Origin of the sequence: Clostridium transplantifaecale (assembly GCF_900626075.1) — a bacterium.
GTDB classification, from domain to species: domain Bacteria; phylum Bacillota; class Clostridia; order Lachnospirales; family Lachnospiraceae; genus Otoolea; species Otoolea transplantifaecalis.
In genome coordinates, this window is sequence record NZ_UYZY01000001.1 from 849,722 (window position 1) to 869,744 (window position 20,023).

Here is a 20,023-nt window from a genome sequence, read left to right on the forward strand (position 1 = left end):
GGTTTTATAATAATATCTTTATGTTACTGTAGGACTGTATGGCTCTCATGCAATCAGAATATACGCCTGCCGTGAGATGTAAATTTCCTCTAATCTCCTTTGCTTTATACCCTTCAGAAAGCATCAATACGATCTCCCGTTGTCTTTTAGATAATTTCTCAAGATATTTTTCTATCTTGTCATCATATGTTCCGCCGATTCTTCCGGAAACCTCTTTTTCTAAATCAAAGCTGGAAGGAATCATACTTTCTATCGTTGTTATTTCTCTGCCGCCAACGGTAGAGTCCATAGATACGTCATCAACGAATTCCATTCCCTTTACTCCTTCCCGGGTTACTGTCTCTATTTTCCTCTTTCTTTTACTTCTGTTTCTATAAGTAAACTCCGTTTTAATTTTATTGGAAAGGCAGGAATACATATAGTTTTCAAACTTCTGTGTTCCGTCGTATGTCTTCAAAACAACCGTAAACACTTCGTTTGCCAGGGAATAAAAATCATCATAATCTTTTGGCGAGATTCCTCCGAATTTAGTCAAAATATGGTCAATCACCGCCCGCAATCTTTTGGCATTGTCCGAGTAGTAGTCTAATGTTATTTGCTCTTTGTCCATTTTGCCGCACCACCTGTTCATAAAGTAAATACTGTCTCTGTTACTGTGAAGGCCATCGTTGTAAATATCCGGCCCATCTCTTTGTTTTAGTATCTTTCTCCTCCTTTCCATCTCTGCAATCAGCCTCCTTCCTTATGCTCTCTCTACCTTTAACTTCCAGAATTGGCCGCGCTGCCGGCTTGTAAAAATGCAGAATGCGTACCATAAATTGAAGGAGCCTGCGCCTTCCCCGCCATTATGAATTGTTCTGTTAAACAACCACTCAATATGCATTTGTTTATTCATGGAAATAAAGCAGAAACGCTTGACAACAAATTAGATCGTATGTAATAATGTAGCCGTGTAGCTTTCCGCTATGCCTTAAATTTCTCTGTAAAGAGAGTTTATGTTCGTAATTGAGAAGACCTGTCTTGGAGGTGCGCCAACACCGATGATAAGATAGTCTTCTCTTTTTGTTTTTATATACTACAGTATAACTCGAACACATGTTCTTGTCAACCCAGATATCGAACATGTGTTCGGCATTCATTCCTTTCTATATTTCTTTCTATACTTCTTTGAAAGGCACCATTCTCCCGGGATGGTGTCTTTTCTTTTTCTCAAACAGAGGCCCCTATCGTAATCCGCACAAACCCTGTTTTGCCTTTGGAAAACAAATTCATAAAAATGTGAATCATTTTGGAGAATATAAAAGCAGGCCGGCCCCGCGCTTAAGCAAAAAAACACGAAATTGTCTAAAAACAATACTTCAGGAAGGAGAAGAAATCTAAAATATGACAGCTAAACCTACAAACAGCACAAATAACCACAAAACATTCGGAGGCAGAATATATGCCTGTGATTTTGATACGGAGCACAGCAAGGGTAATATTATAAACAGGATTATTGCAGACCGGCGTTTTGATGAACAATGCCGCAAAAATTGTGAAAACAGGGAACGGAGGTTTTAATACAGGGGGTTTGGTATCAGTACATAAAGTCTGTCCCGCTTTCCGCGGACAGACTCAGAGCAGGACTATGAATCAACCGTTGATTAAAAACACAAAAGGAGGAGATATCTGTGTCTTTTAGTTTCATGGATCTCATGAGCGCTATGAAAATCGGAGCCGTAAGTTATTTTACTTATAAAAGCTATTTTGTCTGGTTTCGGGATTTGCCGGACATTCCAAAGGGTTATTACCTTCCTATTGCCAATATTGATTTGGTTTCCGACGATAAATGCCAATCCATCATAAGGGATTTGACAGTCAAAAAAAAGGAAATGGACAGGAAATATCCAATCGAAGAAGAACAGTTATTTAATATTAATTATAACAATGACTGCTTTTTCACCGCCCTTTATCTCGGACAGATGTTTGATTATTGGTACGGAAAACTGTCTTTTATCGATAATAAAAAGTTGGAGCTCAAATACGAATTATTGCTGGACAAATTCTGGTCCTGTGTGAATGAAGAATGCAGTTATGAAGATTTGAAAGCATATGCTGAGATCTTTTATCACAGCTACTTAAAAATCTCCGGAAAGGATGGTGGTAAAAATAGTCAAACAGCAATCATGTCATAAATTTATATATAAATTACCAAGCAGCCGTTTAAAGCAGGCAAAATGGAATCTTACTCTTCCACTTCAAACTGCTGTGAAAAACAGAAACGATATTGTCGCGCTGAATGACAGTCAAATCCTGAGATGGCTCTGTGAACTTAACGGAATTGAAAATCTCGACAAGGAAGTATTTGAATTAAAAGCTCAGATTAAATATATAAAAAAACAAGAAAAAAACATAGAAAACAAAGAGACAATCAGGAAATTATACGACAAACTTTATTCTTTGCAGTACCAAAAAGATTATTTCTGCATGATTATGGATTCCGGCAAGGATTACGACAGGGCTAATAAAGGGTTTAGGATTAATGGGTATAAATACCACCGGCTTCTTGGAACGAACGGCGGCATAAAAAGATCGACCATTACATACATCGGAGACACGGTTTATAAAGAAATATTAAAAAGAATGGATAACAACAGAGATAAAACAAAACCGATTATCCCTGCCAAATTAGAGGCATACCAGGCTCTAATCTGCAGTGCTTCAATTCCCGTCACAATGCCGAGGATACTGATCGTTAACGACTGCAACATCCGTTTTACAGAAGACATTATAAAAATATCAGATGAAAATGAAGGGGAACCGGAACTGAAAAGCGAAAGAAATTATGTGATTGACTATTGTGATTCCGATGGATACGGTCTAATGTCACCAGATTATTCACGGATTGTCAACCGGGATTTGTATGGTGAAGAATATGCAGATAAAACGCTTTCCGGCATTAACACACGATATGCCTGGACGAAGGGAATGCTGTTCACATTTGATTTTGTAGAATTTGCAAAGCGGATGAACCATGAGGACTATATGGTTCAGGATGCATGGGGAATCCGGCGTGACGTCAGGGATTATGATGTCGTGCTTACCACTTCCATGGTGAAATTATGGGATTCTTACGAGAGCCTCGATACGTTTATAGAATGCTGCAATAAAAATCATTATCAATTTTCTGTTGCAAAAGCAACTCCTCACAAACTGGAAAATGTGAGAAATTCAAATTACCAGTTTTTACAAACATATGACTTATCCGACGGGGATCTGCATCAGCTTTGTGCTCCGACAATCAGGGAGATTCAAGATGTCCTAGGCAATGACTGGAGAAGGACCATCGTATTTCTGAAGGGCATGTACCTGGATAATGATAATGTAGACTATATTGACAATGATTTTATTAAGGCCGTCATGATTGATAAAAGAATGATGGAAGATCCCTTTATTATCAGGAAAATACATGCCATGATTAAAAAACGGATTGAAATGGCGGCAAAGGGGTCAATCCGGTTATCCGGTAATTTTGCAATTGTATCGGGTGATCTGTACTCTCTTGCACAATCTGTCTTTGGCTTACCGGTGACCGGACTGCTTGAGGCAGGACAGGTTTACCACAGGTACTGGATCGATAAAGGGGCTGAAGAGATTGCATTGTTCCGTGCCCCTATGACCTGTCACAACAATATCCGTAAAAGGAAGGTTGTCCATAATGAAAAAATGGATTACTGGTATCAATATAATACAACCGGAATTATATTGAACTCCTGGGATACAACCTGTGATGCTTTAAATGGTGCGGATAAAGACAGCGATACATTTTTCACAACGGATAATCCAATCATTGTAAAAAACACCCTTAACTCTCCCACCATCGAATGCATGCAGAGAAAGGCAGAGAAAATAATTCCAGCAGAATCTGATATGGTTAAAGCAAATAAACTTGCTTTCGGCGATGAAATCGGAACTACCACTAACCGCATTACTGGGATGATAGAAAGGCAGTCTGTATTTGATAAAGACACCGAGGAATATAAAATGCTCGATTACCGTATTAAATGCGGACAGCATTATCAACAATGCGCCATTGATAAGGCAAAAGGCATCTTAGCAAAACCCATGCCCCAATATTGGTATGATAAAAACGCATGTAAAAAACTTCCTGAGGATACGGCGAAGCAAATACATTTTAAAGATTTATGCATGCGGGTTGTTGCAGAAAACAAGCCCTACTTTATGAAATATGTTTATCCGGATCTGCTGTCAAAGTGGAATAAGTACATGAAAGACGCAAACAGTAAATGCATTCGGGAATTTAAAATGTCACTGTCCGAGTTAACGCATAAATCAGACAGAACACCCCCGGAAGAGGAATTTTTAAAATACTATTCGGCTTTAAAGCCGGTCGGCGATAATCCATGTATCATCAACCGTATTTCCTGGATTTTCGAAGATGTATTTCAAAATTTTATCTCCGAAAAAATGAAAGCGGCGGCATTTGACTCTTCCATATTAAAATCGGGATCCAAATACAGCGCCGGTGACTACAGAAAAATTTCAAAACTGAAAGACGAATATGATGATACCGTCAGATACTATCAGCAGTTGGCAAACAAACAGCGTCTTGACAAAGAAGATGTGCTGTTAAACCGGAACATGATGTTATTAAAATTTAAATGGCAGTGCGAAAAAATATGCCCGAATGCAAAAGAGCTCTGCGATATCGTGGTTGATATGTGTTATTCCTCCGAAAAGTCGAAACAGTTTGCGTGGGATGTATCGGGTGAAACGATTATTGAAAACTTATTAGAAAAGAATCATTCTACCATAAATTATCCAGTCTTAACCACCGGGGACGGGGAATTTGAATTCGGCGGTGAGCACTTTATGATGTGCAGTAAAAAAATCAAGGGAGATGATGAGCCATTATTATCTTAAATGAAAAGGAGTATGTGGACAACATCCTTCAACATAAAAATATCGATGTATCAAAAACCTGTACTTTCCTGAGCATATATGCAAGGTATTTATACCATGAAAAAGGCTTAAAGAAATCAGAAATCATTGAAGAATTAAATCATATCATGAATTTGTACTATCCGCGCTTTAATCCGGTTAACTGGTCTGTTAGCATTGAAAAGTATGCAGGCAAAGCAGGTAAATATCCCTTGTGTGAGTGTAAGGGAATCTGGATTACTGAAAATGAACTGCAGACAATCGAAGAAGTACAGGACAAAGTATTAGGCCGTCTTGCATTTACTCTGCTGTGCCTCGCAAAATTTCGGAATTACCGAAATCCGAATAATAACAATTGGGTAAATTACAGTAATGGCGAGATTTTTGACATGGCATGTATCAATACAACTGCTTTTAATAAGGATATAAAGTTTAACCGGCTTCTGGAATCCGGATTAATCGAATATGCGAAGAAAGTAAACAATCTCAATATTCGGGTTATGTTTGTCGATGATAACAGCCGGCAGAAGTTATTAATAACCGATTTTAGAAAGCTCGGATACGAATGGAAGCTTTATAAGGGCGAAAAATATATACGCTGTACTGGCTGCGGTATACTCGTCAAAAGAAAAACCAATAACCAGAAATACTGCAAAGACTGTGCTTACGAAAAACAACTGGAGCGTAACAGGGATTATAAATCACAGCTCCTGATACAGGATATATTCTAAACAATGTCGATGCAGTCGAAAAAGCCTTTATTTATAAGGTTTCCCGGAATTCTTCCTGCGAAATGAGATTTTCCTTATATGGTATAGAATATATGGAATACACCTAAATATTCATTTTGTGATATCACAAAGTGAAAGATTACCCTTACCCCTTATTCACGGTGCCAAATCCAGAAAACATCTTTTCTCTTTTTCTTTTTTGGAAGCTGCCTTGCCCTTCTGGCAATACAGCTTCCGATTCCTTTCAGAAGCAAAGTAAGCCTGATTGGGCTATCGCCAAGCGGTAAGGCACAGGACTTTGACTCCTGTATTCGTTGGTTCAAATCCAACTGGCCCAGCTGCTCCTCTTCTACTCTGAAGAGCAAATTTAAAATGAAAGAAGGATTTATTATTACAAAGATAACAAAGCATGAAATGGAATATCTGGTAGAAAACGGGGTTCCTTTCGGTGAGAGCGGAATCAGCCACACCGTCGCCAGACACCGCCGTTCGTATTATATGTGCGACTCCAGAAGAAACAGACAATTACTTGATCATTACAGAAAAGCCCATACTTTAATTGGCAATGCCGATTATAACCATGCTGTACGGAGCTGAGTTTTCTCCTCCCCGTTTTATACCCATCAATAAGAAAGAAGGTACAATATGGATTTAACTTTTATTACTCAGCTATATATCCCCTTAGTAACCGTTGCCTGCCTTATTATCGGATATATACTCAAAAAATGGATTCATGATGTTGATAACAAATGGATTCCAACCGTTTGCTGTGCGGCGGGTGCAATACTTGCCTGCTTATCCCCGCAGGGGGTTTCTCTTACTCTTTTTGTCTCCGGCGCCGTATCCGGGCTGGCTTCAACAGGTCTTCATCAGGCGTTCAGGCAGCTTATTGATAACGTCGGGTAATTTTAATGCATCTCTCATATCATTATAAGAAAGGACGGTGATGAATTGCAAAATAACAATAAAAAGATTCCCGGCCAGGATTCCCATGTCACGTTTGCCTCCCGGTTAGATGGTGGCAGTGAAGAGACCGTCATTCTTACCTCAGATAAAACTGCCCGGGAATGGATAGCTAAGACTTTTTATGAAGACACTCATGTTAACCTTGATGAGTTAAATCAGTTAGCCGAAAATGCTCAGGGAGACATTCTAAAAATCCTGAAAATAAATTCGATGGTTCAGCAGCAAATCAACGGAAATAACATCATCGGAGCAGTATATGGATCTCTCCTGTCAAATCTGAAAACCGATATAAAAATATCGTTTGACCATCTCCCTGATACATATGAAGCAGAAACAAAAGAAAAAGCCGAATCTCTTATCGGGCGGTTCCATAAAGAAACCGATATTGGTACGTTCCTCTCATCTTCTATCGCTGCTGTTTATACAAAAGGAAACAGTATCCAATATCTGCGCTGTGAAAACGGACATTACATGATTAATCCCTTCCCGCTGGGCGTTGCGATAGTGAGCAAACTTCCGGCAGACGGCCTCTCCTATGCGTTAATCGATATAAATGAGCTTGTGGACCGGCTTCAAAATTCAGTCCCAGACGGTGAAGAAAACAATCCGCTGCTTCCTGCCGGTATTACGGAAACTATCCGGGCAACTTATCCTGATGAAGTATATCAGGCATACATTAAGAATGAACGGTATGCAAAACTGGATATTCGCAGAACAGGCCTGAACCGGTTTTGCGACATGAACCAGGAGTATGGCCTGTCTCCGGTTTTCATGGCAATCAGACCAAGTCTGATATTGGATACGTTTGAAAAAGCGGATGCGGCCGCCGCCTCGGCAAAGGTCAAGAAAATAATCCATCAGATACTCCGGAAAGAGGTGATGGGACAATCCTTCGAAAAAAAGGGACTGGAGGAAATGGCTTACGCTCATAAGAATCTGATCTCTGCATGGGAGAATCCGACAACCCTTTACACGTCTCCCCCCTGTGTCGAGAAGGTTGAATATGTAGAACCAGGACTTAAACCGATGGACAAAACCTCCGTTTATCAATATCGTTCCAGGGTTATCTCTGCCCTTGGAATCTCTTTACTTCCCACAGGCGGAGAGCAGTCAGGTGACGCTCCAGACATTACCTTACAGCGGTTAATGAAAACGATTAGCAAAATCTCAGAACAGGAAGAGAATATTTTGTCACGCTGGTATTCTATCATCCTAGAAGAAAATAATATTTCCCAGGAATACTGCCCTGTTCCCCATATTTTAAACACAGAACTGCTTGAATCAGAAATGAAAAAAGATTTGTCGGAATTACTTATTAACAACGCGGAAATTTAATTCCCGCTGCGAAAGGGGGTGATGAAAATGATTAAGACTGTAACTATGTTTGGCATAAAAATTGCAATAGAAAGCTGGTGATAACAAATGGCGGAAAGCACTTCATTTGAAAAATTATTTCAACGTTTTTACCGAAGGATTGAGAACGATGATGAATTTTTCAATTACTATAATATCGACACTGAAGAAACCATGCAGCTTGCCCACGACAGGGCAAGAGGGTGTTTATTGGATGCGTTGGATAAACTGGCTTCGGCTGACGGCCTGCAGGTAGATTTTTCCGATTACGATGAAGAAATCGAAATCATACATTTTAAAACTACTGCGAAAGAAAATAAATTGATCGTTGACTTAATGTTTCAATTCTATATGGAACGGGATTTACCACTACTTCACGCATTTAAGGTGAATTTTGCTCCAAGTGACTTAACCGTCTTCTCCCCTTCCAGTGAACGTAATTCTTATGAAGCGTTTATAGCGCGTTTAAACACTGAAAATGAAATTGCATTGGATAATTACAAAAATAGGGACAGAGATACCGGCAGGCTGAAAAACACTATTAACTACTCTATCTATTCAGGTATTTAACATATGGATATGAATTATTATAGGAAAATCCAAAATGCTTACGGCACAAAAAACAAACGTGAAAAAGAGCTTGCCAAAACCACTCGAGAAATGGCAAGACATTTTGGAGATACATACGATACCAGGGAAGTTCTTCTTAATAACACGGTAACCGATTTAATGATCATCAACGACACCGGCTCCAATCCGTTTAGGAAAAAAATAGTATCGCGTCACAGCGAACCTCTTCATCCCGGCGATTATGTGTTCTGGAATAAACGGTGTTGGCTGATCACCCTGACCGATCCCGATGATAAAACCTGGAACCGCGGATATATGCATCTTTGCACCGGTCTATTACGCTGGCAAAATGAAAAAGGCGGAATAATCGAACGTTGGGGATATTCAGAGGACTTAAAACATACCTCTGCAGGTATATCCGGAAATGAGGTTGTTACGGTAGGGGATAACCGATTTGATTTTATATTGCCAATTGATTCCGAAACCAAAAAACTGAAGCGTGACATGCGTTTCCCGATGGATTTTGAGGATTCGGAGGAACCTGATATTTATAAACTTACCAACTGTAATGTAAAATTTAACGATGAATCCTGTTCCGGCCGGGGCGGCACTATGGCCGTCACCTTATCGTCTGATGTTTTTCACCGCCACAAAGATAAAAAGGTACCTTTAGGCAATGAGACCGAAGTATGGATTTGTGACTATCATGCTTCCGTTTGCCCCTCTCCGTCCGATGCGGATAATACAGCCATTTCCATATCCGGCAGCCCAAGACTTAAAAAGGGAGTGATTAAGACTTACACTGCTCACTTCACTGGTAGAAGAGGTGAAAACGTTACTCCTCCGCCGTTTTTATGGAATGTTGTATGCGATTGTGATATCGTGCAGACCGTAGATGGAAACAATATACAATTACAGGCTCTTGATAAGGAAAGTATCAATAAGACCTTAGAGCTGCAATTAATAGTCGGCGCCACAGCAGCCGCGAAACTTGATATCACCATTACCGATAACTTTTAGACAGGAGGCCTGCTAAGATGATTTACGATCCCTTATCCGATATGAGCAGAATTAAAGAAAGCCTCTGCTCCTTATTTTGCGATGATGAAGACATCGGCAGATTAGTCATGCCAATTCCGGATGATCCGGATTTCACATGGGAACAAAACTGGTATGGCGGAAACATGGAAACAACTGTGTCCGGGCAGGCAAAGGTAACAACACTGCTTGGACATTGTTTTGATGTTCCCTATATGGAAGGAACCGTGACGGATAACCGCTGCGCAATCTTTGTAGAGACACAGCTTCTGCGGGTGCCGAACAAATTTCTTAAAGAGGTTGGAATCGATATATCAATTGTATGCCATAAAGACGCTGTCAGACTGTCCGGGGAAGAAAGTTCTTACTTTCATGCAAAAGGCATCTATGGCAATCGCGTGGACTGTCTGTGTCAGGCAATCAATTCATCCATCCTGAACCCTCAAATCATGGAAACAATTCAACGCAAATATTCAATTGGTAAATTGCAGTTATCTGAAAAAGAACCCATTCGGCTTTATGTTCCGGGCACCAGATTTTATGGAAAAATTCTTTCATTCAACTACCATACCAACTATCAGACTAAGGCAGGCAGGTGATACGGATAAAACTCTCATATTTTGATTTATTGACGCCGGACCCTGTTTATGTTTCAGGTATAGGCAGAATAAAACCCATCAAACTGAAAGAACTGTCTGAGGTGTCCTATCAAACCTATCAGATGTATATCAGTCTTCTTTTTTTTGATATTAAACAATATTTTGATTCGCAGGATCAATCATCAGCATTTGTAGAACAGCGTGACTTCTACTCTTCTCTTTCTGAAGAAGATAAAACGAAATACACTGTCTTTGATTTTTTCATAACGAATCCCAGCTACAATTTATTTATTCAAAAATGCCTTGCCTTTTTTATCTCCGGCGATGTTTCATTCCATCAAAAATCATTATCCTATCTCGTTCAGGAAAATGAAACCATCGTGGGAACCATTTCCCGGGACAACTGGAGCGATGTCTGTGATCTGATTTTACAGCGGCAATACCGCTCAAAAAGCAATGAGTTTGAGGATGCCTCAAAGGCAAAGAATAAAAGAGCTCTGAAAATTCTAAACAAGTTGAAGAAAGGCGCGCAGACTGCAAAAGGAAACGATGAAAACCGGGATTATGAAATTCCGAACCTGATTTCTGCACTTGCCTCCAAAAGTTATAATTTGAATATTTCGAACATTTGGGAGATCACGGTATTCCAGTTATATGACCAATTCCAAAGACAGCAACTGAATTCAGTCTACGATATTCAATCAACTTCAGCTTCCGTTTGGGGAACAAAAGAAAATAAATTTGATATAAACCAATGGTTTAAAAGTCTCAATTAACGCCCTATATGGGTTAAAAACATTTTAGGAGGAATTACTTATGAATTTAAACATGGCTAATAGACAGTGCTGCGACCTTGACATCAGAGATTATAAAACAAATCAACCGTGGATGTTTGCAGAATTCTGCAATACCACGACGGCCGGCCTCACCGGAGAATCCGTTTATGCAATGAAAAAGGGAAGCAAGGCAATTGCATTCTCCGATCCGGTTAGCGGCACAATGACTCTTGAATTCCAGGTACATCCATTCAAGATTTATTCACTTTTAAGCGATGGGGAACTTGAAACAAATGCAATTGTACCGGTAAGAGAAGTTGTTGCTGCCAATGCCGCCGGTTCCCTGACTCTTTCAAACGCTCCTGTCGCCGGTTCCGTATTTGTATATGCAGAAGGAGATTTTGCAGGTACTGCAATTGAAGGAACTGTTACTGGCACTAAATTTACGGCCACAGAAGAATCTGCCATTGCGGAATCCGAAAAATATGAAGCCGCCTATCTGGTAGAGAAGACAAACGGCGTGAAAAAGATTTCGTTTAATAATAAAAAGATTCCGAAGGATTATAGAATTACCATGGAAACTCTTGATAAAAACGAAGACGGAGAATTAATTCCGATTAAGATTACGGCCTACAAAGCAACACCTCAGAGAAATTTAGAGTTATCCTTCTCTTCTGCCGGTGATCCGGGCGCAGTAACTCTCACCTTTGATATTCTGGAGGATCGCGACGGAAATGTATTAGATATTGTTGAGATCGAGGACGGGGAGTAATCCCGTTCTCAGCGAAAAAGGCCGGATTAGTTAAACAGCCAATCAAACGGCGGCTTTGATTCATTCGAACTATTGTAGTTTATATAGGGTGATAAACTGCAAAATGCGGTTTATTGCCCTGTTTTTTTCTGCCTGGGAGTTCCGCGTCCGGAACTCCTTATTCAAAAATAAGGATGGTGATTAATATTCAATTTTATACGTTAGAAGAGGCAAAAGAGGTTTATGGAGAAAATAACCTGGTACCCATATCTCAACTCAAACAGATTATTTTTTATACAAAGTTCGGATGCCAGCCGAAATTTATCTGGGAATCGGAAAAAGAGGAGGGTCGCATCGTAGCGTGGTTCCATCGGAAAGAGACTCAGCTCGTATATGAACGCTGGATGTCGAACCGCCCCCAAAGGCAGGTGTGTATAAAATCAAAAAAATAATATTGGTTATTGACAACAAAACACTTGCCGCATACGAGAAGTACTATTTTCTAAAGCATCCCAAAGCCACAAAAAATCCAATCAAAAATCCCTATCATGAATCCATAAACACATGGATGATTATGAAACGGCCTATAATGAACCATTTGAAGCGGCAGTGGAAGGATTTCATAGTCTGGTTTATAGAAAATCAAGGTTATACTAACCTGCACATTGAAAAGTGTGATATGAAATTTATTACCTATTATAAGACTGCCCGCAAACATGATATTGATAATAGTTGTCCCAAATTTATCCTGGACGGTTTATCCGAAAGTGGTCTTATTGTCGATGATGACAGCAGTCACATTACATCCCTGACAATGGAGTGTTATGTAGACAAAAGTAATCCAAGAACAGAAATTGAAATTCTCGCCAGCAAATAGGAACCGGTGCCTATAAAAAACGCCGAACACTCTTCCGCTGCCGAAAAGAATTTGCAGTTCACATATCATAAAAGGAGAATCCTATGGAATTAAATTATAAAAACAAACTGAGCTTTTCCGAAAGTCTGGCTATGATTGATGAAGTATATATTACTTTGTTTGAATCCGATCCCGAAACAGGAGCAATAAGCTATTTCCCTGAGTTATATGACTATGCTTACCGTTTAGCAATTGCCAGATATTACGGAGGATATCTATGTACGGGTGTTGCCGAAGAAGACTATTCGGCAGCGATGGATGTAGATATAAACTCATTGGACATTGATGATTTACAACTGTCGGGAATAGAGGAAGCTATCCTGCAAAAAATTGAAATGAAAAAAGCGGAAATGAATCGAGCTAATATTCTGGTTGCATCCAAATTCGATGAAATTATTAATCCGATTGTCGGCTTACTCAATACGCTTACCAACACAATCGAAACGTTTGACATCAATAACCTGGACAAAATACTTGGCTCTTCTAATATGAAAAATCTTATGGAGAATTATCTTAAGCCCGGAATAGACGAAAATCACCTTATGAAATTAATTAATGCAACGAAAAAAACAAATAAGGAACCTGAAAATATCATGGTAAATGAAGGCTCTTCCGAAACTGTGACAGAGGATAACTAAAACAGCAGGGAATGAATATGTCCACAATTACAATAAAACAGGCAAATGATATAAATAAAGTTTTGGAAAAAGAAATTTATCAGTGGCTGGCACAGCTAAAGAACGAACTACCGGAATTATTGAAAGACTTTATTATGAGTGAGTATCATGAGCAAGATTCATCCTCCGCCCTATATAAGCGCCAATATCGTATTTTAAATTCTGTAATGTCAAGCAATATTAAAAAAGCCGGAAACACCTATTCTATGGAAATCTATCTTGATTCCGATAAACTCTCCTATGCTCCGTCTCTGTGGGGAGCCGCATATCCTTCAGATTCCGTTGATGTGAGCGACAGCTGGTTTTGGTATACTTTCCTAAATTCCATCGGAGAAGGCGGAACCTATGATATATTTCAAAAATTCAAATCTTATATCGGCGAAAAAGCACTTATTCATACTTAGCACAGTAAAAAATAAGTGCTTTTTAACACATCCACGTCTATACGCAAGGATCTATAATGCTCAGCGCTTTTGTTCTGGGCTTTTCAAAAGGAGACTTTAATGCCAATCGATGATTTCAAAGTACAAATATCTGGCACTGTACTTGGTAATAATGTCAGTTCAGATTTAAAAAAACAGTTTAAAAAAATAAAAGATTTATCAGTAACCATAAATAAAGCATCTCTCGAACAATCTGCTATTACCGATATTAAAAACTCTCTGGCCTCGAATCACCTCAAATTACAAGTTGATTTAGGTGACACTGCATTAAAGCAACAGGCACAAAATGTCGGTCGCAATACGGGAGCTGTTATTTCTGATATCATTCAAAAGACGATTAAAAAAAGCAACGGTAACAAGGATTTTGATATTTCAGGTGAGACCTTTCAAACTTTAAAGGATAAATTTGTTCAATTCCAAGCCATCGCATCCCAAAGTTCACTGTTAGGTAAAAATGGAGCACTCTCTACACTGTTTAGCCCCTCACAGTCCCCTCTTACTCCTGAATTATTAGGTGATTATGAGGCTTTTAAAGATTTATTTAATGAATGTAATTTGAGCGCCGAAGCCCTAGCTGAAGGAATAGGCGGAAATTTAAACAAAGAAATTGTAAAGTATGCTTCTGGATTTAAAAATGGAGAACTGACAACTAAAGGCTTCATAAAATCGCTCAGTAACATGACCCTTGGGGCAAAAGCAGCTCAAGTTGCTTTAAATGGTTTATCTATTGTTGGAAATATGTTTGTATCTTGGGCTATATCTAAAGGCATCCAATTAGCAATAGGCGCATTCGACAACTTTATTCATAGTACAGAAAAAGCAAAAGAAGCCGCAAAGAACGCAAGACAAGACTTTACAACCCAGAAAAACGAATTAGATGACATCAATACAGCTCTAGGTGAAAATAGCAAACGCATACAGGAACTTCAATCAAAAGGTTCATTAACCTATGTTGAAGCAACAGAATTAGATAAGCTAAGAAAAGCGACAAAAGAGTTAAAATTACAGCAGGATTATAAACAACGAGAACTAAAAAAAGCGTCTGAAGAAAAATACGAAGCTGATACAAAAGCCTATAAAAAAGAATACGGTTTTGGTGATTTTTCATCTGAGACAGTTCACCGCTTAGCCAATTTGACTGACAGTCAATATAACGATCAATCAGCAAATTTTGATGATATAACACTTCAAGCTGCGATGATCGAACAATATCAGAACAAACTAGAAACAGCGTTAGCAGATGGAGATGAAAAAGCTGCCGAAGCTGCCAGAAAAACGATTAAAACGCATCAAGACGCTATTGAGGAAGCAATTCCCACACTAGGTGGTTATAAAGACAGCATTGATGAACTGGCCAACTACAAAGTTCTTAATGACGAAGAAACACAATTTGCTGATAATGTTAACAGCGCTCTTAAATTAGCATATACCTATGTTGAAAATGGCTCCAAAATCTGGAACGAGTCTATTTTAGATGAAGTATTTAACACTGACGGCCTGGAAATAACCCAAAAAAAATTAATAGAACTGGCGCAGGCAGGAAAACTTGACGAAGCAACTATCGCTTCATACGAAAATCTAAATGAGGCAATTCAGAAAAGTGATTTTATATCTGACAGCGCCTCTCCCATTGCAGCTTTCATCGACCAGCTTCAACTTCTGGCCGCTGAAGAAAAAAACGCTGAATCCTCACTGGAGGGAATCGATCTTGGAAATCTGAATGAGCGCATCCATTCTTCTATCGCAGCTCAAAACCTGTTCAGCATTGCATTGTCCGAACAAAACGAAACCGGTACCCTTTCTGCTGAAACGTTAGCCGGACTTCAAAAGCAGTACGGTAATTTAGGCAGTGTTTTAGAAATCACCTCCACAGGCATTCAATTAAACACGCAAAAGCTTGCAGACTTGAATGTTGAGGAACGCAAAAACATGCGCTCCGAATTTTCGGAGAAATTTTCTGCATTAAAAGAGCATCTGAACAGCACTGCCTATGAACTGGCCGCGTATAATCAAAGATTAGAACAAGATACCTCGCTTACCGAAGACCAGCGTAATGCATTAGAGTCTCTCATCCGGTCAAAGGAAACCGACCGTTCGACTACACTAGGTCAAATAGCCGATTTGAAATTTCTCCAAACTGAATATGAAAATTCTCTTTCTAAGTATAATGCCTTTACAAAGGCTCTTTCAAGTTCGGATTCCGGCGCTCATTATGATACAATCCAGTCAAACCTCGGTAAAGTTCAGGAAATGTGGAACAAGGGATTAACCGGTACTGACGATATTCGTACCTTTGTTGACTATATGACAAATGAGGATATGTCGGCGGCATCCGTCGAGGAAATCTCGGCGGCCTATCAAAAGGCTATGGCGGATGCAAAGAACTACTTTACTGAAGGTCAGGAAGGTTCTATCCGTTTTGCAAATGCTCTGAAAGAGATCGGAATGGCTACTGAAGACGCCAACCACAAATGGTCTATCGATATTACCGACATAGATGATACCGCTCAAAAGCTTGGTTATAGCGTTGATTTTGTTAAGGATAATCTTCAAAAGCTGAAAGATTACGGCTTTGATTTAACCTTCTCTTTTGACGAAGATGGAAATATTGATACAACAGATGCACTAAATGGACTGAACAATCAAATAGATGAAATTGAAGAAAAAATCCGAAATGTGGCGCCAGGCTTTGATACCAGTGAGTGGGAAGCAGAGCTTGATGAACTTAAGGCCTCAAAAAATGAACTGGAAGATATTGTCCAGATAACGATTGATAAGCAAAAAGCCGTTGAAGAAATTCAGTCTTTACAAGAGGAAATAGATAAGTTAACTGCCGCTCCCGATAAATCTCCAACCGACCTGACCCATATTGCATGGGCAAAAAACAAGCAGAAAGAATTAGCCGACGCAAATAACATTACAATAGAAGCCGTACTAAATCTCAATGATGCCGGAGGGAAAACGGAAAGCTCCATCATAGACATTGCAAATTTGGAAATCGAAGATAAGGAGTTTAAAGTCTCCGCCGATATCGCAGAAGCCACTGCTGTGATTGATTCCCTGACTAGCAAAGAATATACCGCTACTGTTGCAGTGAAATTAAAAACAGGCAACATGTTTTCCCTGTTGCAGGGAATTGCTGTGAGTGCCGGCAGGCAGAAGGAAAATGGGAAAAATGCCTCCTGGACGGGCTCTGCATTTGTCAATGGAAGCTGGAAGGTGGGATATACCGGGAAAGCTTTAGTCGGTGAATTAGGGAAAGAACTTTTAGTTCGAAATGGCATGGCCATCCCCATCGGAACTTACGGTGCTGAGTTTGTTAATCTGCAGTCCAACGATATTATTTTCAATCATGTACAGACAAAGCAATTAGAGCGCAACGGACGTATTAATAGCCGAGGGAAAGCTTTCTTTAAAGGCAGTGTCCCGGCTTTTAATGGAGAGTCTATAAATAATAATCCCTCTTCTGGGAATGGCGGCAATACTGGAGGCGCAACCGCATCAGGCATCTTTTACACTCCTCCCGAATCCGGGTGTAAAGCGATTACCAATGAACTTACGAAAGCTGTCGGGTCATCTAAAAAGATTACAAAAGAAGCAGAAAAACAAAAGAAAGAATATAACTGGATAAAAACAGCTCTTGAATATATTTCCGGCGAACGTGAGAAAATCGCTGATACCATAGAAGATGAAAATGTATCCTATCAAAGGCAGCTTTCCCTGCTTGACGAATTATTAGCAGCAGATGAACAGATAATGGATACAAATAAGTCTGCATTAGATATCTATAAAAATCAGTGGAATGATATATCGGCTGAGATTCTTCAAAACTTCGGAGAGGTTGAAGGCAACAGCCTGCTTTCGAAAATCATGAAAGGGGATGTTACTCCGGACGGCTGGAAAACATCCTTTGAAATTGATCCTGATGATGAATCTATTGATGCTAAGACTGAACTTCTTGATAAAGCGATCGAAATATTTGCTTCTTTATCCAGCCAGGAAGATTCCTATAATAAAGCTTTGGCTCAAATAACAGAAGATCGGCGCAAACAATTTGAAATCAGGCTTAATATGATAAAAGCATCTTTTGAGGCGGTTGAATCTGCAATGAGTAAACTCGAATCCGAACTGAATCTCAAAGAGACTACGGGCCGTATGATAACCGAAGCTGACTATCGGGAGCTGATCCGTCTATCTGAAGATCAAATCGACTTATATTATGAGCAGCTCGACATTCTGCAGGAAGAACTGGATGGATTAAAAGAAGGTAGCGCCGAGTGGTATAATGTAAAATCCAAGATTTCAGACTGCTCAAATGCCATTTTACAATGTGAAGAGAACCAGGCTAAATGGAATGAGGAAATTTTAAATCTTCCAATTCGCCGTATTGAGCGTTATTTAGCACTACTGAATAATATAAAAAAGAATATTACAAATAAAATCAGTGAACAGGATTCTCTGGGAATCAAAGCGACAAAGGAACAGCTCCAAAGTCTGATTGATATTTCTTCCCTGCAAATCGACAAGCTCAAAGAACAGCATTCCCTTCTTTCTGATAAGCTTGGTAATTATGAGTATGGAAGTGATAAGTTTAATGATGTGAAAAATGAAATTCAGGATGTCGAAGATGAAATATCCTCTCTAATTCAAAGCCAGCAGGATTGGAATAAACAAATTCTTCAGATTCCTTTAGACAACATCGGCAAACTGAAGGAGCAATTGCAAAATATTCTCGGGGCCCTGACGGAAGTAACCGATCAATTTGATGCTTCGATCTCCGCCGTCACTACTGCTATCGAAGAACAGGTCGGTGTGATTAATGATTTAAAAGATGCCACCACAAAAGAATATGAAGCAAAAACTAAAATTGAACAGGACAAACTGGATTTATTACAGGAGCAGAATAAAGAGCGTGGCGTACAACTGGCACTGGAACAGGCATCATATGACTTGGCCAGAGCGAATAGCCAAAAAGCAAATCAGGTTGTCAGAAATGGAGAGCTCGTCTACGAAGCGGATCAGGATGCCGTTCGAAATGCAAATAAATCGAAAGCAGATGCTGAATATAACAAAACAGTATATGATTTAGAGGAGCAAATCAAAGCGCTTGAGGATGAACGGGATAACGTGCTGGAAAATTATGATGAGCAGATCGAAAAATTGGAAAAAATAAAAGACAAGTGGTCTGAAATTGCTTCTAATATTGAAAAAGCCCGAAATGCTTCCGACGCAGATGAAATCCTGGGGCCAGACTGGAAGGATAAAATTCTCTCCGGTCATGGTGATGATCTTTATAATATGCTGAAGGGCAATTATGAGAATATCGCGGCGCAAAAGGATTTGTATGAGAAACAAATTGACAGTAATGACAAGATTGCCAGTTTAATGGAACAGTATATTGCCGCATATCAGGATGGCACAATGTCATTCTCCCAGGTGATGTCTCAATTTGATTCCCTTATTCATTCTGCCAAAGACGGCTTCTCTGCTCTGGAAAATCTTGAAGCCATATTAGATATTACGGGAAATAAAAATGCTGATTCGGCTTTAAATGATATTCAAAATCGTATCTCCTCTTCTCTTAATGATTTTAAGGATTATCTAAAGGCCGCCAATTCAAATAGTGATACAATTGCATCTTATACTTCCACCTGGGAGGAAATTAAAAAGACCCTGGAAGAACAGCTTGCAACCCTGAAGGAACTGGCCGAGGAGGAGGCAAAAAGGGTCTCTGACGCTAAAGTTTCTTCCGGCAACAGCGGCAAAGGCAAAGGCCACTCTTCTTCTAAAGGCCCAAACTGGAATACGCCGGACAACACCGCTACCGGACCCGGAAAGGAAAGTGAACTCCGGGAAACTGCCGAACGGACGAAAGAGCAAAAAAAGAACCATTATAAAGATGGCATTGAAAAAGGCCCTGTTCAGCGCAGCCCCGGAACTTCGGTGAGAATGCTAAAGACTCTTGCCACGCAGAAACTGAACCGGGATGAAGTTGCCGCAACACTGCATACCGGAGAGATTGTGTTAAATGAACTTCAGCAGCAGCAGCTTTTACGGAATCTGGAGCAAATACCTGTTGCGCTGCCATTCTTCGCCCCTCCGGCAATCACAACTGATACCGCTGGTAAATTGCAGGAATTTAATTTCCAGACTGAAATTAATTTGAATAGTGTAGATAACACGCAAAAATTAGCAGAGGCCTTTAAGCGGGAATGGGAACCGGCGTTACGGCAGGCGTATTCTAAATACTAATATAATGAGA

The 20,023-nt window shown here is 39.7% G+C and carries 17 protein-coding genes and 1 tRNA gene; 17 read left to right on the top strand and 1 reads right to left on the bottom strand.

Features of this window, described 5'->3' with window-relative positions:
• Positions 1 to 4 precede the first annotated feature (4 nt).
• Positions 5 to 721: a hypothetical protein gene (locus tag EJL91_RS03630; protein WP_125140587.1), complete on the bottom strand. Its 717-nt coding sequence runs from the start codon at positions 719 to 721 to the stop codon at positions 5 to 7.
• 662 nt (positions 722 to 1,383) lie between these two features.
• On the opposite strand from EJL91_RS03630, the gene EJL91_RS24765 reads away from it, so the two are divergent.
• From EJL91_RS24765 to EJL91_RS03710, 17 genes are all read left to right on the top strand, one after another.
• On the top strand, positions 1,384 to 1,560 hold the full coding sequence (locus tag EJL91_RS24765; RefSeq protein WP_206429450.1) for a hypothetical protein: 177 nt from the start codon (positions 1,384 to 1,386) through the stop codon (positions 1,558 to 1,560).
• 110 nt (positions 1,561 to 1,670) lie between these two features.
• Positions 1,671 to 2,174, top strand: coding sequence for a hypothetical protein (locus EJL91_RS03635; protein WP_125140588.1), 504 nt, complete (start codon positions 1,671 to 1,673; stop codon positions 2,172 to 2,174).
• A gap of 73 nt (positions 2,175 to 2,247) precedes the next feature.
• Positions 2,248 to 4,923, top strand: a complete 2,676-nt coding sequence (locus EJL91_RS03640; RefSeq protein ID WP_125140589.1) for an RNA dependent RNA polymerase — start codon at positions 2,248 to 2,250, stop codon at positions 4,921 to 4,923.
• A 14-nt stretch (positions 4,924 to 4,937) separates the two neighbouring features.
• Positions 4,938 to 5,672 carry a hypothetical protein gene (locus tag EJL91_RS03645; protein ID WP_125140590.1) on the top strand — a complete coding sequence of 245 codons (735 nt, stop codon included), beginning with the start codon at positions 4,938 to 4,940 and terminating at the stop codon, positions 5,670 to 5,672.
• A gap of 266 nt (positions 5,673 to 5,938) precedes the next feature.
• Positions 5,939 to 6,010, top strand: a tRNA-Gln gene (locus EJL91_RS03650).
• 34 nt (positions 6,011 to 6,044) lie between these two features.
• Positions 6,045 to 6,269: a hypothetical protein gene (locus EJL91_RS03655; RefSeq protein ID WP_125140591.1), complete on the top strand. Its 225-nt coding sequence runs from the start codon at positions 6,045 to 6,047 to the stop codon at positions 6,267 to 6,269.
• A gap of 48 nt (positions 6,270 to 6,317) precedes the next feature.
• Positions 6,318 to 6,578 (top strand): phage holin family protein, encoded by a 261-nt coding sequence (locus tag EJL91_RS03660; protein ID WP_125140592.1) that lies wholly within the window; start codon positions 6,318 to 6,320, stop codon positions 6,576 to 6,578.
• 45 nt (positions 6,579 to 6,623) lie between these two features.
• Positions 6,624 to 7,973 (top strand): hypothetical protein, encoded by a 1,350-nt coding sequence (locus EJL91_RS03665; protein ID WP_125140593.1) that lies wholly within the window; start codon positions 6,624 to 6,626, stop codon positions 7,971 to 7,973.
• Positions 7,974 to 8,060: 87 nt separating this feature from the next.
• Positions 8,061 to 8,561: a hypothetical protein gene (locus EJL91_RS03670; protein WP_125140594.1), complete on the top strand. Its 501-nt coding sequence runs from the start codon at positions 8,061 to 8,063 to the stop codon at positions 8,559 to 8,561.
• 3 nt (positions 8,562 to 8,564) lie between these two features.
• Complete coding sequence (locus EJL91_RS03675) at positions 8,565 to 9,581, top strand: hypothetical protein (RefSeq protein WP_125140595.1); 1,017 nt, start codon at positions 8,565 to 8,567, stop codon at positions 9,579 to 9,581.
• Between the two features lie 17 nt (positions 9,582 to 9,598).
• Positions 9,599 to 10,198, top strand: a complete 600-nt coding sequence (locus EJL91_RS03680; protein ID WP_125140596.1) for a hypothetical protein — start codon at positions 9,599 to 9,601, stop codon at positions 10,196 to 10,198.
• Positions 10,195 to 10,974, top strand: coding sequence for a hypothetical protein (locus EJL91_RS03685; protein ID WP_125140597.1), 780 nt, complete (start codon positions 10,195 to 10,197; stop codon positions 10,972 to 10,974). The genes EJL91_RS03680 and EJL91_RS03685 overlap by 4 nt, the downstream gene beginning before the upstream one ends.
• 40 nt (positions 10,975 to 11,014) lie before the next feature.
• Positions 11,015 to 11,746 (top strand): hypothetical protein, encoded by a 732-nt coding sequence (locus EJL91_RS03690; protein WP_125140598.1) that lies wholly within the window; start codon positions 11,015 to 11,017, stop codon positions 11,744 to 11,746.
• Positions 11,747 to 12,155: 409 nt separating this feature from the next.
• The gene (locus EJL91_RS03695; RefSeq protein ID WP_125140599.1) at positions 12,156 to 12,602 is read left to right on the top strand and encodes a RusA family crossover junction endodeoxyribonuclease; all 447 of its coding nucleotides are present in this window, start codon (positions 12,156 to 12,158) and stop codon (positions 12,600 to 12,602) included.
• Between the two features lie 83 nt (positions 12,603 to 12,685).
• Positions 12,686 to 13,279: a hypothetical protein gene (locus tag EJL91_RS03700; protein WP_125140600.1), complete on the top strand. Its 594-nt coding sequence runs from the start codon at positions 12,686 to 12,688 to the stop codon at positions 13,277 to 13,279.
• 17 nt (positions 13,280 to 13,296) lie between these two features.
• On the top strand, positions 13,297 to 13,722 hold the full coding sequence (locus tag EJL91_RS03705; protein ID WP_125140601.1) for a hypothetical protein: 426 nt from the start codon (positions 13,297 to 13,299) through the stop codon (positions 13,720 to 13,722).
• Positions 13,723 to 13,821: 99 nt separating this feature from the next.
• Entirely contained in the window at positions 13,822 to 20,013 is a 6,192-nt protein-coding gene (locus tag EJL91_RS03710) for a hypothetical protein (protein ID WP_125140602.1), read from the top strand.
• Positions 20,014 to 20,023 lie beyond the last annotated feature (10 nt).